The following is a 14,757-nucleotide window of genomic DNA, read 5'->3' on the forward strand; positions in this document are numbered from 1 at the left end:
TGGGCCCGGCACACCCGGTCAGTGGAACTAGCGCTTCTGCCTGACGATTTTTTCCTGGTCAACCTGGGCCTCGTCGATGGGGGCGTGCTCTTCATGCCCGGCACCAACCAGCAGGTTGTCGCCCTCGCCGAAGAACCCCTTCTTGAAGTCGACAATCGAGGACTTCAGGGCCGCAACGGTGTCGTCGTCCAGCACGTTGGTCTGGGCCAGCGTGGTCAGGATCGAGGACTTGTGGCGCAGGTGCTCCAAGAACTCCGACTCAAAGCGGCTGATGTCTTCAACCGGAACGTCGTCCAGGTAGCCGTTGGTGCCGGCCCAGATGGACACAACCTGGTCCTCGATCGGGAACGGTGAGTACTGGCCCTGCTTCAGCAGTTCCATCAGGCGTGCACCACGGGTCAACTGCTGGCGGGATGCTGCGTCCAGGTCGGATGCGAACATCGCGAAGGCCTGCATATCGCGGTACTGGGCCAGATCCAGCTTCAAGGTGCCGGATACCTTCTTCATGGATTTCACCTGGGCGGCACCGCCAACGCGGGACACCGAGACACCCACGTCAACAGCGGGACGCTGGTTGGCGTTGAAGAGGTCCGACTGCAGGAAGATCTGGCCGTCGGTGATGGAGATGACGTTGGTCGGGATGTAGGCGGACACGTCGTTCGCCTTCGTCTCGATCAGCGGCAGGCCCGTCATGGAACCGGCACCGAGCTCGTCGGAAAGCTTGGCACAACGTTCCAGCAGGCGGGAGTGCAGGTAGAAGACGTCGCCCGGGTAGGCTTCGCGTCCCGGCGGACGGCGGAGCAGCAGCGACACGGCGCGGTAGGCTTCGGCCTGCTTGGACAGGTCATCGAACACGATGAGGACGTGCTTGCCACCGTACATCCAGTGCTGGCCAATGGCCGAGCCTGCATACGGTGCCAGGTACTTGAAGCCTGCGGGGTCCGAAGCGGGAGAAGCCACAATGGTGGTGTATTCCAGCGCACCGTTGTCCTCGAGCGTCTGGCGGATGGCGGCGATGGTGGACGCCTTCTGCCCGATCGCCACATAGATGCAGCGGACCTGCTTGGTCACATCGCCGGAAGCCCAGTTGGCCTTCTGGTTGATGATCGTGTCGATGGCAATGGCAGACTTGCCGGTCTGGCGGTCACCAATGATGAGCTGGCGCTGGCCGCGGCCGATCGGGATCATGGCGTCGATCGCCTTGAGGCCGGTCTGCATCGGCTCGTGCACCGATTTGCGCTGGGTCACGCCGGGAGCCTGGAGCTCCAGGGCGCGGGTGGTCTCGGCCTTGATCTCGCCGAGGTCGTCGATGGGCATGCCCAGCGGGTCGACAACGCGGCCCAGGAAGGCGTCGCCCACGGGAACGGACAGAACCTGTCCGGTGCGGTGTACTTCCTGGCCTTCTTCGATGCCGGTGAAGTCACCGAGGATGATGACGCCGATTTCGCGGACGTCGAGGTTCTGGGCAAGGCCCAGGGTGCCGTCCTCAAAGCGCAGCAGCTCGTTCGCCATGACCGAGGGAAGGCCCTCAACACGGGCGATGCCGTCACCAGCGGTGGTTACGCGGCCGACCTCTACGCGCTCTGCGTTTCCGGGTTCGTAGGACGCCGCGAACTCGTTCAGCGCATTACGGACGTCGTCGGCGTTGATGGTCAATTCGGCCATCTGCAGTCCCTGCTCTCCTGTTTGTGATCACCGCAAGCGGTGACCGGGGTTTCTATCAGTTAGGTTGTGCTTGTCCGGCTAGCCGGCCAGCTGGCGCTGCAGCTCGCCCAGCTTGGTGAGGACCGAAGCGTCAAGCACTTCGTCACCAACCTGGACGCGGATGCCGCCAATGAGTGCCGGGTCAACATTGAGGTTGACCTTCAGTTCCCGCCCGTACATGGCATTCAGGCCAGCCTGCAGGCGGGCAAGCTGCGTCTGCGTCAAAGGACGGGTCACGCTGACCGTCGCAATCCAGCGCTGCTGCCGCTTGGCCGCAAGCTCGGCGAACCGCTGCACCAGCCGGGTGGGCTTGATGCCGCGGGGCTGGGTTACAGCCTGGACAATGAGGACTTTCGCTTCCTCACTGGCGCCGGGCACAAGCTTCTCCGCAAGTACAACCTTGGCTGCACCGCTGGCCTGTGGTTCGGACAGAGCACGTTGTACCTCATGGCTGGAGGCAACAGCCTGGTTGAAAGAGAACAGGTCGTTCTCCAGCTCTTCCAGGCCAGTGATTCCGGAGGCAGAAACGGCCGACTTGTTTTCAGCAACGGAAATGACCACCGTTGCGGCAAGAGTCTCGAGTGCATCGCCGATATCACGGGCGTTTGCCCAGCGTGAGCTGGCCAGTCCGCCTGCAATGTCTGCAGCATCAGCGGAGACTTTCCCGCCAACCAGCTGCTTGACCAGCGCCGACTTTTCGTCACCGTTGCGGGACGGGTCAGTCAGGGCGCGGCGCAAGCCAGCCGAGCTGTCCACCATTCCCAGAATTCCGAAGAGTTCCTTTGCCAGCTGCAGCGACGCGGTGGGAAGCTTTGCTTCCAACTCTGCCAGCGCTGTTGCCAGCGATTCGCTCGATACGCCTGCCATTACTTAGCTGCACCTGCGTTCTGGGACTCCAGATCTGCCAGGAAGCGGTCCACAACCCGCGCTGCACGCTCATCATCGTTGAGCGATTCGCCCACGATGCGGCCTGCCAGGGTGGTGGCCAGGGTGCCTACCTCAGAGCGCAGGGACACAACGGCCGCCTGGCGCTCGGATTCGATCTGTGCGTGGGCCTGCGCGGTGATGCGGGCAGACTCTGCTGCCGCCTTCTCCTTGAGATCCGCGAGGATCTGGGCACCTTCGGCGCGGGCTTCCTCACGGATGCGGTTGGCTTCGGTGCGGGCGTCGGTCAGCTGCTGCTTGTACTCTTCGAGTGCAGCAGACGCCTCAGCCTGGGCCTTTTCAGCCTTGGCGATACCGCCTTCGATGGCCTCGGCACGCTCTGCGAAGGTCTTCTCGAACATCGGGACAACAAACTTGACCACGATGAAGAAGAGGATGGCAAAGCCCACGAAGACAACCAGCATTTCCCAGGCATTGGGAATAAGTGGGTTGACGTCGCCTTCAGCGGCGGCTGAGATGATCAGCTGATGCATATTTCACCCGTCCTTATCTACTCGGTTCTGAATGTTCGCTGAAGTTCTGAAGGTTTACTTGAGAACGAAAGCGAAGACCAGGCCCAGGATGGCGAGTGCTTCGGTCAGCGCCAGGCCAAGGAATGCGATCGGCTGCAGGACGCGCTGGGCTTCCGGCTGACGTGCAACGCCGTTGATGTAGGCAGCGAACACGAGACCCACACCGATACCACCGCCGATAGCCGAGAGGCCATAGCCGATGAGGTTGAGGGAGCCGTTGATGGAGCCTTCCATTTTTTTCCTTTCAAGATGCCACTTTGTGTGGCAGGTTGTTTGGGTTGCTTCATCCCCGCGAGGGGAAGACTGTGGTGGGCCGGCGGAGCGTCGCTCCCGGCAGGGTGCCTAGTGGCTGTCGGCGTGAAGGGCGCCTTCGATGTAGATCGCGGTCAGCAGCGTGAAGACGTAGGCCTGCAGGACCATGATCAGGGCTTCGAGCATGTACATGGCGATGGCACCTGCCAGCACCAGGACGGACGTTCCCTTCAGCAGCACGTTCTCCTGCATGATGAGGTATTCGATGCCGGAACCGGCGATCATCACGATCAGGTGGCCGGCCAGCATGGTCGCGAACAGACGGAGGCTGTGCGTGACGGGCCGGACAACGAAGTTGGAGATGATTTCGATCGGGATGACGATCGGCAGGATGTACCACGGCACGCCCGAGGGGACGGTGGCCAGCTTGAAGTAGCGCAGGCCGTTCTTCTTCACGCCGATGGCGATCCAGGTGACATAGACCAGGCCGGCCAGCACGTACGCTCCACCCACGTGCGAGAACGTGGGGAGCTGGAACACCGGGATGGCGCCGTAGATGTTGTTGACCAGGATGAAGAAGAACAGGCTGAACAGCAGGGGGACGTACTTCATGAAGTCCCTGCCGCCGATGATGTCCTTGGCAATGCCGTTGCGGACAAAGCCGTAGGCGGCCTCTCCGGCGAACTGGAGCTTGCCGGGTACCAGCTGCTGCTTGCGTGCGGCGAGCACGAAGAAGACTGCGATAAAGACGACAGAGAGGAGGACCAGCAGCATCTGCTTGGAGAATCCTTCTGCGGCACCCCACGGCAGGATTGCCGGCAAATGCATTTCGTTAATACCAGGAGGAGTGAACTCTCCTGAATCTTGGGCCGGGAGCGCAAGCGCGATCAACGCGTTTCCTCTCTGCAGTGTCCATCATTGGGCGTTGGGCGGGGTCCGGCAGCCTGACAGCCTGCTGTTCCCCCTGTGAAATTATTTGGCACTATCTTTTCCGTCCTGGGACGGTGCGCTGGGAGCATGGCGCTCATCAGCAATTTTTCGGGAACTGGTGAGGCCGTGCATGTGGGAAAGGTAGAAACCTCCGACGGCTCCGAGCAGAGCGCCTGCGAGCACAATCCAGCGCGTTCCCCACAGATAATCCAGTCCCCACCCTATCAAACTCCAGACGATGATTCCGCCAATGATGTAGCTGAATACAGCCATTCCAGCGTTGTAGCCGCCATCGGTGGAGGCGTCGGAATCGGTTGCTGCGGAGCCGTTGGATCCGCGTTTGCCATGTGCGGCAGCCGCGGGCTTCTTCTGGTCACGCATGGGTTGCTCCCTTGTCATCTGGATCGTTGTAGATCTGGAGGCGGGCCCTGCTGAATCCGTGGATCTCAGCGGCCTGCCACAGGACGACCGCCACCACGGCGCCGATGATGAACCAGCGGCCGTGTAGCCATTCAGGGGCGCCGATGACGAACAGGACGACGGCGAAGCCAACTACCTTGATGAAATAGGTGGCTACGAACATCCCTATCGCGCCGGACGGGTTCCCGCGTCCCACGAAGTGGCCGATCAGCAGGCTGATGCCGAAGAACAGCATGACCAGCAGGCCACCGAGCACGCTGGAGACCGCGCCGCTTGCTCCGTTGAGGAGTCCGGCGGGAATGGCACACAGGGCGAGCCCCGCACCGGCGGCGATCGAGCTGCGCTTAAGCAGGTTCAGCCACAGCGAGCGGGTGGGACCGGAGGCGCCAACGTGTCCGTTGCCGGAGGCAGGTCCGGACTCGGCGTTGGAGGTCATTCGATCCCAATCGTCGGCACCACATGGCAAATGGCCAGGAGGCAGGGGGTGGAGTGGCAGCTTGGGCTGCCCCTAAATTCTACATGAGATAGAAATAATTCAGAACCGGCATTACGCCGCAGTTTCCCCGTTGCCGCGGGAAAGGTATGGCCATGCGGTCACCAGTCCCATCACCAGGGTGGCGAAGATGTCGACGGCGAGAACGACCTGCCAGGGGAAGACGGCAAAGGCCAGGCCGCCGAAGGACAGCACGGCGGTCCAGAGATACATCAGGATCACGGCGGTGCGGTGGGAGTAGCCGATGTCCAGCAGTTTGTGGTGCAGATGCCCGCGGTCGGCGGACCAGGGCGAACGCCCGCGGGCCGTGCGGCGAACCACTGCGAGGCCCAGGTCCAGCAGCGGAAGGAAGAGCACGGCGAAGGGAAGCAGGATGGGAATCACGGTGGAAATACCGTTGGCACGGTCATACAGGCCTGAGGAGATCTGTCCTGTGGACACGACGCCGGCCGAGGCCATGAGCAGCCCGATCAGCATGGCGCCCGAATCGCCCATGAAGATCTTCGACGGAAAGAAATTGTGTGGCAGGAACCCCAGGCACCCGCCTACCAGGACGGCCGTAATGAGGGTTGCCAGGTCCGAGTAGTCCAGCAGCACAGCGTTCCGGTGCACCCAGTAGGCGGTGAAGAAGAACGCCGTTCCGCCGATGATGGCCACGCCTGCAGCAAGGCCGTCCAGTCCGTCAATGAAGTTGAAGGCATTCATGGTGGTGACGATGAGTCCCGCCGTCAGCACCACGCGGAGTGTCCCGTCCTGGAGGTAGATGGGGTCGGGCACCCACGGGACGATGGTCATTTGGACACCCCAGATGGCCACGGTGAGTCCGGCGGCGCTTTGACCGATCAGCTTCACCCACCAGCGGATGTCCAGCAGGTCGTCCGCCACGCCCACCAGGACGATCACCGCTGCACCGGCGAGGACCCCCAGGGGGAGAAATTGTTCCGGTAGATGTCCTTGACGAAAAAGGACTGGCTGGCGAGGACCAGTGCCACCATGACACCGAGGAAGATCGCAACGCCGCCAAGCCTGGAAACGGGGGTGGAATGCATGTCACGGCTGCGGATGGGCAGGTGCAGTTCAAGCCGGTGCCCCACGATGCGGGCGCCCCACGTGGCAGCGTAGGACACAATGGCAGCCACCAGCCCCATGAGCATGTACATGATCATGGGACTGGAGCCGTTTCAGGATTGGTGGTGTCGAAGCCGCTCGGCTGCCCTGGCAGCCGGTCCGTGGTCGGTGGGCTCACTGGCCGGGAATCTGTTCTTCGATAAATGAAACTTCTCCGTCGCCGAGCGCGCAGCAGGCAGTGTTCGGTGCCGTACAGGGCTGTATTACAGTGGACTCTAGTCAAAGATACTAGTGCCACCGGCACCATGGCTCCGCGCCACACGGGCGCATATCAGGCGGGGAACTCCCTGGCGGCCATGCTGAAAGGACCTCCATGACCCCCCGCATTGCGGTTGCCGCCGTGACGTTCGACCGGCCCAAGGAACTGTCTGTGCTGCTGGATTCGATCAACGCGCAGAGCCTGCGCGTGGACACCATTTGCCTGGTGGACAGTGGCACCACGCCTGCACGGGAGGTGGCCGAACAGCACCGCAATGTGGACTACGTCCGGTCCGAAGCCAACCTCGGGGGCGCGGGCGGGTTTGCGCTGGCCGCCCTCAAGGCAGTCGCCAGCGGTGCCCGCTGGATTTGGATGATGGACGACGACGCCGAGCCGGCTGATCCCGAATGCCTGGCCACGCTGCTGCGCGAGGCCGAGGCGCGCGACCTGGAGGCTGTGGTTCCCCTTGTCACGGCGCCGGGCCATCCCGACCGGCTGTCCTTTTTCTTCCGCCTGGACGGCAAGGTGACGCACGACCGGGCAGAGGTGGAGAAGCTCGGTTTCCTTCCGGACGACGGCCACTTCTTCAACGGCGCGCTGATCCGCTCGGACGTGTTCTTCAAAGTGGGCTTGCCGGATATGCGGCTGTTCATCCGCGGCGACGAGGTCGATTTCACCATCCGGCTCCGCAAGGCCGGTATACGTTTTGGGACGGTCACCACCACGGCCATCACGCATCCGCACGCCTTCACGGAAACGCAGCATGTCTACGGGGCCCGCTGGCATGTCATCGTCCCCGACTCCGCCTTCAAGCGCTATTACTACTACCGGAACCGCGGTTACCTCATCCGCCGGTACTTCCGGGTGCGCTCTTTGTGGCCGACGCCGGCGGGTACCTGGGCTACTTCCTGCAGCGCCGCGACCTGCCGGGCTTTGTGGCCTGGGCGCGCGCCTTTGGCACGGGTCTGCGGGGCAAGGGCTTTGGCCCCCTGGAGGACCAGAAGTTCTAGCCAGCGCCCCTCTCCCGGTTTCTGACCAGCCGCGGCCGGTTCAGGCCCTGGTCCGCAGCCGGCGCGCGGCCAGGAGCCACAGCAGCACCCACGGCTCGCCCAGGACCCGGTACGCCACGCGGCGGGGATGCAGGAGCAGGCGCCAGGCCCACTCCAGCCCCATCCTGCCAAGCCACCGCGGCGCCAGCTTCTGGACCCCGGCCAACTGCTCGATGGCGCCGCCCACGGCACAATAGACGGCCGGGGGCATGTCGCGCAGCCGCCGCTGCAGCACGTCCTCCTGCAGCGGCATTCCCAGGCCAAGCAGGACCATCTGGGGCTGTTCACGGTGCAGCCATGCGACGGCGGCTTCCTCCAGGGCAGGACCCCAGCCTTCGCCGGGCAGGCCGGACACGCGGGCGCCCGGAACGATCGCCTTCAGCCGGCTGACAGCTCCGGCGTTCGCGTCCGGACCGGCACCGATCACGGCGATCCGTTCCAGCCCCCGGACCTGGTCCAGGGCCGGCAGCCAGTCGGTGGAGCCCAGCCGGTAGTCCATGACCGGGCCGTCAGCGTTGCCGGTCCTCCCCCAGAGCCACAGCACCGGCGCCCCGTCCAGGAGCACCACATCGCTTTCCTCGTAGAGGCGGCGGAACCCGGCGTCGGACAAGGCCAGCGTGACGCTGTGCAGGTTGTGGCCCAGGACGGTGCGCGTGGAACCTTCCGCTACGTAGCTGCTCAGTTCCGCAACGAGCTCAGGCACCCGCAGCGGAGTGGCATGGACGTCCAGGACGGGAATGCGTTGGCGCTCCAGCGTCATCAAGGCCGCGGGTCTCCGGCCGGCGAGGCGGGTTCCGCTGCTGTACCCGTGACCGCGGAGGAGCCGGACGCAGCAGGCGCGGACCCGGCGTCGTTCCCGTCCTCCCCTGCCGCAGGCTGCGCCGGTGCCGCTTCCTTCTCCGCCATGGGGATTTCACCCAGGCCCAGGACGCCCGGGACGTGCTCGCGCAACCGGTCCAGGCTCACTGCCCCGTTGCGCACCACGCGCAGGATGGGGCCGGTGGCATCCACGATGGTTGACGGCACGCCGGCTTCGCCTTCCAGTGGGCGCGGGCCGCCCTCCAGGTAAACCTCCACCGAGTCCGCCAGCTGTTCCCGCGCCGCTGCGGCAGTCTGCGCAGGGGCCTGGCCGGTGCGGTTGGCAGAGGAAACGGCCAGCGGGCCCGTCAGGGTCAGCAGTTCCAGGGCGACCTCGTCGGCGGGCATCCGGAGCGCCACCGTTCCCTTGGTTTCGCCCAGGTCCCAGTCAAGGGACGGCTGGGCGTGCAGGATCAGGGTCAGGCCGCCGGGCCAGAAGGCTTCTGCCAGCTTGCGGGCTTCGGCCGAAACCTCGGTGGCCAGGCCGTCCAGGGCGTTGATGCGGGGAATCAGGACAGGCGGGGGCATGGTGCGGCTGCGCCCCTTGGACACCAGCAGCATGGTGACGGCCTGCGGCGAGAACGCGTCTGCGCCGATGCCGTAGACGGTGTCCGTGGGCAGCACGACGCACTTCTTTTCGCTGATGGCGCGCTGGGCATGTTCCAGGCCGCGTGCCCGTTCGTCGTCAATGGTGCAGTCATAAGTAGTGGTCACTGGCCCATTCTTTCATTCCGTATGGCCTGGTCCGCGAGCACGGCACTTGTGGCGCGCTCCTTGCCGTTGAGGTCCAGGTGCGTCGTGATGGCTGTCCAGGATCCGGTCCTGGCAAGCATGGCGGCTATCCAGCCGGACTGGACTTCCGCGTGTTCCATGACGAAGTAGCCGCCGGGACGCAGCAGCCGGGCAGCGGAGGCGGCCGCCGCCGTCGGAAGTTCCATGCCGTCCGCTCCCCCGCCGTACAACGCCTCGGGCGGGTCGTGCAGGGCCACTTCCGGTTCGTTGGGGATAGCCTCGGCGGGGATGTAGGGCGGGTTGGAAACCACGACGTCGACTGTCCCGTTGAGTTCCGGAAAGGCGTCGCGCAGGTCCCCCAGGACCAGATTGACGCCCAACGGTGCCAGGTTTTTGGCCGCCCAGGCGTGCGCAAACGGGCTGAATTCGACGGCGTGGACCTCGGCGCCCGGTACCTCGTGCGCAATGGATCCGGCAATGGCGCCGGAACCGGTCCCCAGGTCCACGATCCGGGGCCGTTGCATGTCCTTGACGTGGTCGATGGCCAGCTGGACGACGGATTCGGTCTCCGGCCTCGGGATGAACACCCCGGGCCCCACGGCCAGTTCAAGGTAGCGGAAGTGGGCGACGCCGGTGATGTGCTGCAGCGGAGTCCTGCCGGCGCGTTCGGCCACGAGGGCTTCGTAGCCTTCCGGTGCCGGCGCATCGCCGAGCATCATGGCGCGAAGCCGGCCGAGCCCTACGTTCAGCAGGTGGTCCGCAAGCAGCTCCGCGTCCACGCGTGGGCTGGGAACGCCGGCGTCCCGCAGGATGGCGGTGGCCTCGCTGACGGCATCAGCGAGCGACTGGCCTGGCCCGAATGTCATGTCCTGTATTTCGTGTCCTGATGGTGCGCCGGGCGGACTAGTCGCCGATGGCGTCCAGCCGCGCCTGCTCGTCCATCTCGATGGCGGACTGGATGACCGGCTCCAGGTCCCCGTTCATGACCTGGTCAAGGTTGTAGGCCTTGTAGCCGGTGCGGTGGTCCGCGATCCGGTTTTCCGGGTAGTTGTAGGTGCGGATGCGCTCCGAACGGTCCATGGTGCGGATCTGCGACTTCCGCTGGGCCGAGTTCTCGGCGTCGATCTGCTCCTGCTGGTGCGCCAGGATGCGTGCCCGCAGGACGCGCATGCCGGCCTCGCGGTTCTGCAGCTGTGATTTCTCGTTCTGCATGGCCACCACAATGCCGGTGGGAAGGTGCGTGATGCGGACGGCGGAGTCGGTGGTGTTGACGGACTGCCCGCCGGGGCCCGAGGAACGGTAGACGTCGATCTTGAGGTCGTTGGGGCTGATCTCGAGTTCTTCGGGCTCGTCAACCTCGGGCAGGACCAGCACGCCGGCAGCGGAGGTGTGGATGCGGCCCTGGGATTCGGTGACGGGCACGCGCTGGACGCGGTGCACGCCACCTTCGAACTTCAGCCGTGCGTACACGCCCTCGGCGGGGTCGTTGGAGTTGCCCTTGACCGCCACCTGGACGTCCTTGTACCCGCCGAGGTCCGATTCGGTGGCGGAGATGATTTCGGTCTTCCAGCCGCGCGACTCGGCGTACCGGGTGTACATGCGCAGCAGGTCGCCGGCGAACAGCGCGGCCTCGTCGCCGCCTTCACCGCCCTTGACCTCAAGGATCACGTTGCGGGCATCGTCAGGATCCCGGGGAATCAGCAGGCGGCGCAGCTTGGCCGCGGCAGTCTCCATCGCGGCTTCGAGTTCAGGCACCTCGGCGGCGAACTCGGGGTCCTCGGACGCCATCTCCTTGGCGGCGGCAAGGTCATCACGGATGCCTTCCCACTTGTGGTAGGCCTCGACAATGCCATTGAGCTGAGCCGACCGCCGCCCCAGTTTCCGGGCAAGCCGCTGGTCAGCATAGACAGCAGGATCCCCCAGCTGCGCCTGGATGGCATCATGCTCATCAAGCAGGCCCTGTACGGACTCAAACATTTAAAACCTCTTTCGACTTGTACAAGTCTAGTTTCGCCGGGTGGCTGGTAGGACACGCCAAAGGGCGGGGCCCGCAGATTATGCGACGGCCCCGCCCCTGACTCAGCTACTTGTCGTTATCCGACTTCGCACCAAGCGTCGTCTTCTGGACCTGCATGAGGAACTCGACGTTGCTCTGGGTTTCCCGGATCTTGTTGGTGAGCAGTTCAAGGCTCTGCTGGGTCTCGAGTCCGGAGAGGACGCGGCGCAGCTTCCACATGATCTTGACTTCCTCGGGGGAAAGCAGGTTTTCCTCGCGGCGGGTGCCGGACGCGTTGACGTCCACGGCGGGGAAGATGCGCTTGTCGGCCAGCTGGCGGGACAGGCGGAGCTCCATGTTGCCGGTGCCCTTGAACTCTTCGAAGATGACCTCGTCCATCTTGGATCCGGTCTCCACGAGGGCGGTGGCCAGGATGGTCAGCGAGCCGCCGTTTTCGATATTGCGGGCGGCACCGAAGAAGCGCTTGGGCGGGTAGAGGGCTGCGGAGTCCACACCACCGGACAGGATGCGGCCGGAGGCCGGTGCTGCCAGGTTGTAGGCGCGGCCCAGGCGGGTCATGGAGTCCAGGAGGACCACCACGTCCATGCCCATCTCCACGAGGCGCTTGGCGCGTTCGATGGAGAGTTCGGCCACGGTGGTGTGGTCGTCGGCGGGACGGTCGAAGGTGGAGGCGATGACCTCACCCTTGACGGTGCGCTGCATGTCCGTGACTTCTTCGGGACGTTCGTCCACCAGCACCATCATGAGGTGGACCTCAGGGTTGTTGGTGGTGATGGCGTTGGCGATGGACTGCAGGATGAGCGTCTTGCCGGCCTTGGGCGGCGAAACGATCAGGCCGCGCTGGCCCTTGCCGATCGGGGCCACCAGGTCAATGACCCGGGGGCCGATCTTCTTGGGGTCCGTCTCGAGGCGCAGGCGCTCGGAGGGGTACAGCGGGACGAGCTTGGCGAATTCGACGCGGTCCTTGAGTTCCTCAGGCGTCTTGCCATTGACAGAAGTGACGCGGACAAGGGCGTTGAACTTCTGGCGGGCGGACTGCTGGCTGCGGTCCTCGCCGTCACGCGGTGCACGGATGGCGCCGACCACGGCGTCGCCCTTGCGCAGGTTGTACTTCTTGACCTGGGCGAGGGAGACGTAGACGTCGTTCGGGCCCGGCAGGTAGCCGGAGGTGCGGATGAACGCGTAGTTCTCCAGGACGTCCAGGATGCCGGCGACGGGCAGCAGCACGTCGTCTTCGGTGATTTCGACGTCGTCCACGTCCGGGCCCTGGTTGCGGCCACGGCGGCGGTCGTTGCGGTCGCGGAAGCGGTCGTTGCGGGAGTTGTCCCGGTCCTGGCCACCGGAGCGGTCGTTGCGGTCGTTCCGGTCGCGGCGGTTACGGCGGTTGCGGCGGCTTCCGCCGTCGCTGTCATCGTTGTCGCGGTTGTCCCGGGCACCTTCACGCTGGGCACCTTCACGCTGGCCGGCGTCGCGGCTGCCGCTGTTGTCACGGCCCCCGTCCGAGTCGCGGGAGGTGTTGTCACGGCCGCGGGTGCGGCCGCCTTCACGGCGTTCGGTGCGCTGGCCGGCGTCGCCTGCTTCGGTTGCGGGGGCTTCGGTGCGCTGCTCGGTTGAACGCTGCTCCGTTGAACGCTGCTCGGTTGAACGCTGTTCTGTGGCGGGCTGTTCTGCCGGGGTTTCGGCCGGGGCTTCCTGGACAGCGGCAGCGGCTTCGCTGCGGCGGCGGTTGCGGGTGCGCGGCTGGCGGCGCTCAGGGGCGCCTTCAGTGGCCTCCGCAGTTTCCGCAGGGGCGGCCGACGGCGCCTCGACGGTGGCACCGGCAGGTGCGGCGGGGGTTTCCACAAGGGGAGCTTCGGTTGCCGGGGAAACCACGCCGTCACTGACGGCGCGGCGGCTGCGGCCGCGTCCACGGGCACGGGTGCCTTCCGCGGCGGGAGCTTCGGCGGCCGGGGCCTCCGGAGCGGAAGCCGGTGCAGCTGCGGCCGGGGCCACGGCGGATTCCGTAGCCTTTGCCGCAGCCTTTGCGGGGGCCTTGGCAGTGAGTGTTCCGGCACGGTGGGCGGAAATGGCCGAGACCAGGTCCCCCTTGCGCATGCGGGATCCACCCGAGATACCGAGCTGGCTGGCGAGAGCCTGCAGCTGGGCGAGCTTCAGGCCGGCAAGGCCGCTGCTCTTGGCGGTTGCGGCCGGTGATTCGGCAGCAGAAGTTGAGTGTTCCACAGCTGGCGACAGCTCAGTGGTTTCGGTCACGAAGGATCCTTCCCCCTCGACGGCGTCCAGACTGGGAGCTGGGCGCGATGATTTGATCTGGGCTGCAGTTCAGATCTGCAGCCGGGATTTCGGCCTTGCCGGTTGGATTTCGGCCAGCAGGGCCGGATACTGATTCACCTTGCACTGCGCCCATGGCGCAACGCCGGACTGACGGTTCAGGGGCAGTTGAATGCTGCAGATTCCTGCGACAGACCAAGCAGGCGGCACCGGAATACATTCACAGTCGTAGATCAAATAGCAACTGAATGCAGGAGCAGATCAGATAGGCGGAATTACCGCCGGTGCAGTTCAACCTTAGCACCTTCAACGTCCACTGCGAGCTTCAGGACGCGCCAGCCGATGTCCGGCGTGTTCTCCGCCGTGTAGGCCTTGATGAAGGCGAGGGCCTTGCCTGCCTGGTCTTCACCGTTTGCCAGCACCAGGACGGTGGGCCCGGCACCGGAAACCACGGCCGCGTAGCCCGCTTTGCGGAGTGCGCCGATCAACGCGGCACTGGGCCGCATGGCGTCCGCGCGGTAGCTCTGGTGCAGGTAGTCCTCGGTGCCCGGCAGCAGGAATTCGGGGTTCTGCGTCAGCGCGTGGATCAGCAGCGCCGCCCGGCCGGAGTTCATGGCGGCAGCGTGGTGTCCCACAGATGCCGGCAAAAGGGCGCGGGCTGCCTCGGTGGAGAGTTCGTAGTCAGGTACCGCCACGATGGGGATGACGGACGTGGCCACCGTGGCACTGGTGCTGCTGTACTGCTCACTGTCCTGCCATGACAGCGCCAGGCCGCCGAAGATGGCGGGTGCCACGTTGTCCGGATGGCCCTCCAGTTCACTGGTGAGCTGGAGGATCCAATCCTTTCCGCGCTGGTCCCCGGCCGGCACCATGGCATTTGCAGCCGAAACTGCGGCCACCACCGCTGACGCGGATGAGCCCAGCCCCCGGCCGTGCGGGTTGACGTTGTCCGCAACCACCCGCAGTCCGCCGTGCCGGTAGCCCAGCCGCTCGAAGGCCGCGTCCATGGCGCGGACCACCAGGTGGCTGGCATCCCGCGGCAAAGTGTCCGCGCCCTCGCCGCGGAGCTCAAACACGAGTTCATCCGTGTCGAGGCTTTCCACGGTGAGGGTGTCATGCAGGGCCAGAGCGAGCCCCAGGCTGTCGTAGCCCGGACCGAGGTTGGCGCTGGTGGCGGGCACCCGGACGCTGACGCGCTGCCCGGGCTCGATCAGGTGCAGTCCGACAGTGGCCTGCGAGGTGGTGTCCAA

General features: G+C 65.1%; 13 protein-coding genes and 2 pseudogenes. 1 reads left to right on the forward strand and 14 read right to left on the reverse strand.

Annotated features, from left to right (window positions below; all coding sequences use genetic code 11):
• Positions 1 to 27: 27 nt before the first annotated feature.
• From atpA to OUO20_RS09325, 8 genes and pseudogenes are all read right to left on the reverse strand, one after another.
• A complete protein-coding gene (atpA, locus tag OUO20_RS09290) occupies positions 28 to 1,665 on the reverse strand; it encodes a F0F1 ATP synthase subunit alpha (protein ID WP_268003266.1) in 1,638 nt (545 codons plus the stop codon).
• 78 nt (positions 1,666 to 1,743) lie between these two features.
• Complete coding sequence (locus tag OUO20_RS09295; protein WP_056387991.1) at positions 1,744 to 2,571, reverse strand: F0F1 ATP synthase subunit delta; 828 nt, start codon at positions 2,569 to 2,571, stop codon at positions 1,744 to 1,746.
• Entirely contained in the window at positions 2,571 to 3,122 is a 552-nt protein-coding gene (locus OUO20_RS09300) for a F0F1 ATP synthase subunit B (protein ID WP_018768405.1), read from the reverse strand. The genes OUO20_RS09295 and OUO20_RS09300 overlap by 1 nt, the downstream gene beginning before the upstream one ends.
• A 54-nt stretch (positions 3,123 to 3,176) precedes the next feature.
• Positions 3,177 to 3,395: an ATP synthase F0 subunit C gene (gene atpE / locus OUO20_RS09305; protein ID WP_003804776.1), complete on the reverse strand. Its 219-nt coding sequence runs from the start codon at positions 3,393 to 3,395 to the stop codon at positions 3,177 to 3,179.
• 108 nt (positions 3,396 to 3,503) lie between these two features.
• Positions 3,504 to 4,304: a F0F1 ATP synthase subunit A gene (atpB, locus tag OUO20_RS09310; protein WP_026265641.1), complete on the reverse strand. Its 801-nt coding sequence runs from the start codon at positions 4,302 to 4,304 to the stop codon at positions 3,504 to 3,506.
• 81 nt (positions 4,305 to 4,385) lie between these two features.
• The gene (locus tag OUO20_RS09315) at positions 4,386 to 4,724 is read right to left on the reverse strand and encodes an AtpZ/AtpI family protein (RefSeq protein WP_018768407.1); all 339 of its coding nucleotides are present in this window, start codon (positions 4,722 to 4,724) and stop codon (positions 4,386 to 4,388) included.
• The gene (locus OUO20_RS09320) at positions 4,717 to 5,199 is read right to left on the reverse strand and encodes a hypothetical protein (protein ID WP_018768408.1); all 483 of its coding nucleotides are present in this window, start codon (positions 5,197 to 5,199) and stop codon (positions 4,717 to 4,719) included. The genes OUO20_RS09315 and OUO20_RS09320 overlap by 8 nt, the downstream gene beginning before the upstream one ends.
• Positions 5,200 to 5,310: 111 nt before the next feature.
• Positions 5,311 to 6,422 (reverse strand): annotated as a pseudogene (locus OUO20_RS09325) (MraY family glycosyltransferase).
• 275 nt (positions 6,423 to 6,697) lie between these two features.
• Between OUO20_RS09325 and OUO20_RS09330 the strand changes: the two are divergent.
• Positions 6,698 to 7,593: pseudogene (locus tag OUO20_RS09330) on the forward strand (glycosyltransferase).
• Positions 7,594 to 7,633: 40 nt separating this feature from the next.
• Here the strand turns inward: OUO20_RS09330 and OUO20_RS09335 are convergent.
• The 6 genes from OUO20_RS09335 to thrB all read right to left on the reverse strand — a co-directional run bounded on the left by OUO20_RS09335 (position 7,634) and on the right by thrB (position 14,757).
• Positions 7,634 to 8,392: a WecB/TagA/CpsF family glycosyltransferase gene (locus OUO20_RS09335; RefSeq protein WP_056387995.1), complete on the reverse strand. Its 759-nt coding sequence runs from the start codon at positions 8,390 to 8,392 to the stop codon at positions 7,634 to 7,636.
• Positions 8,392 to 9,204, reverse strand: coding sequence for an L-threonylcarbamoyladenylate synthase (locus OUO20_RS09340; protein WP_134163845.1), 813 nt, complete (start codon positions 9,202 to 9,204; stop codon positions 8,392 to 8,394). Before OUO20_RS09340 ends, OUO20_RS09335 begins: the two co-directional genes overlap by 1 nt.
• The gene (gene prmC / locus OUO20_RS09345) at positions 9,201 to 10,088 is read right to left on the reverse strand and encodes a peptide chain release factor N(5)-glutamine methyltransferase (protein ID WP_223992008.1); all 888 of its coding nucleotides are present in this window, start codon (positions 10,086 to 10,088) and stop codon (positions 9,201 to 9,203) included. The genes OUO20_RS09340 and prmC overlap by 4 nt, the downstream gene beginning before the upstream one ends.
• Positions 10,089 to 10,125: 37 nt before the next feature.
• Complete coding sequence (gene prfA / locus OUO20_RS09350; protein ID WP_018768414.1) at positions 10,126 to 11,199, reverse strand: peptide chain release factor 1; 1,074 nt, start codon at positions 11,197 to 11,199, stop codon at positions 10,126 to 10,128.
• Between the two features lie 106 nt (positions 11,200 to 11,305).
• Positions 11,306 to 13,489, reverse strand: a complete 2,184-nt coding sequence (gene rho / locus OUO20_RS09355; RefSeq protein ID WP_018768415.1) for a transcription termination factor Rho — start codon at positions 13,487 to 13,489, stop codon at positions 11,306 to 11,308.
• Between the two features lie 293 nt (positions 13,490 to 13,782).
• A complete protein-coding gene (gene thrB, locus OUO20_RS09360; protein WP_018768416.1) occupies positions 13,783 to 14,757 on the reverse strand; it encodes a homoserine kinase in 975 nt (324 codons plus the stop codon).

Origin of the sequence: Arthrobacter sp. FX8 (assembly GCF_026723805.1) — a bacterium.
In the GTDB taxonomy this organism is placed as follows: domain Bacteria; phylum Actinomycetota; class Actinomycetes; order Actinomycetales; family Micrococcaceae; genus Arthrobacter.

Bases quoted from the DNA above. Each gene is read 5' to 3' on its own strand.
- atpA (WP_268003266.1), bottom strand. From the start codon at position 1,665: ATGGCCGAATTGACCATCAACGCCGACGACGTCCGTAATGCGCTGAAC.
- OUO20_RS09295 (WP_056387991.1), bottom strand. From the start codon at position 2,571: ATGGCAGGCGTATCGAGCGAATCGCTGGCAACAGCGCTGGCAGAGTTG.
- OUO20_RS09300 (WP_018768405.1), bottom strand. From the start codon at position 3,122: ATGCATCAGCTGATCATCTCAGCCGCCGCTGAAGGCGACGTCAACCCA.
- atpE (WP_003804776.1), bottom strand. From the start codon at position 3,395: ATGGAAGGCTCCATCAACGGCTCCCTCAACCTCATCGGCTATGGCCTC.
- OUO20_RS09315 (WP_018768407.1), bottom strand. From the start codon at position 4,724: ATGCGTGACCAGAAGAAGCCCGCGGCTGCCGCACATGGCAAACGCGGA.
- OUO20_RS09320 (WP_018768408.1), bottom strand. From the start codon at position 5,199: ATGACCTCCAACGCCGAGTCCGGACCTGCCTCCGGCAACGGACACGTT.
- OUO20_RS09335 (WP_056387995.1), bottom strand. From the start codon at position 8,392: ATGACGCTGGAGCGCCAACGCATTCCCGTCCTGGACGTCCATGCCACT.
- prmC (WP_223992008.1), bottom strand. From the start codon at position 10,088: ATGACATTCGGGCCAGGCCAGTCGCTCGCTGATGCCGTCAGCGAGGCC.
- prfA (WP_018768414.1), bottom strand. From the start codon at position 11,199: ATGTTTGAGTCCGTACAGGGCCTGCTTGATGAGCATGATGCCATCCAG.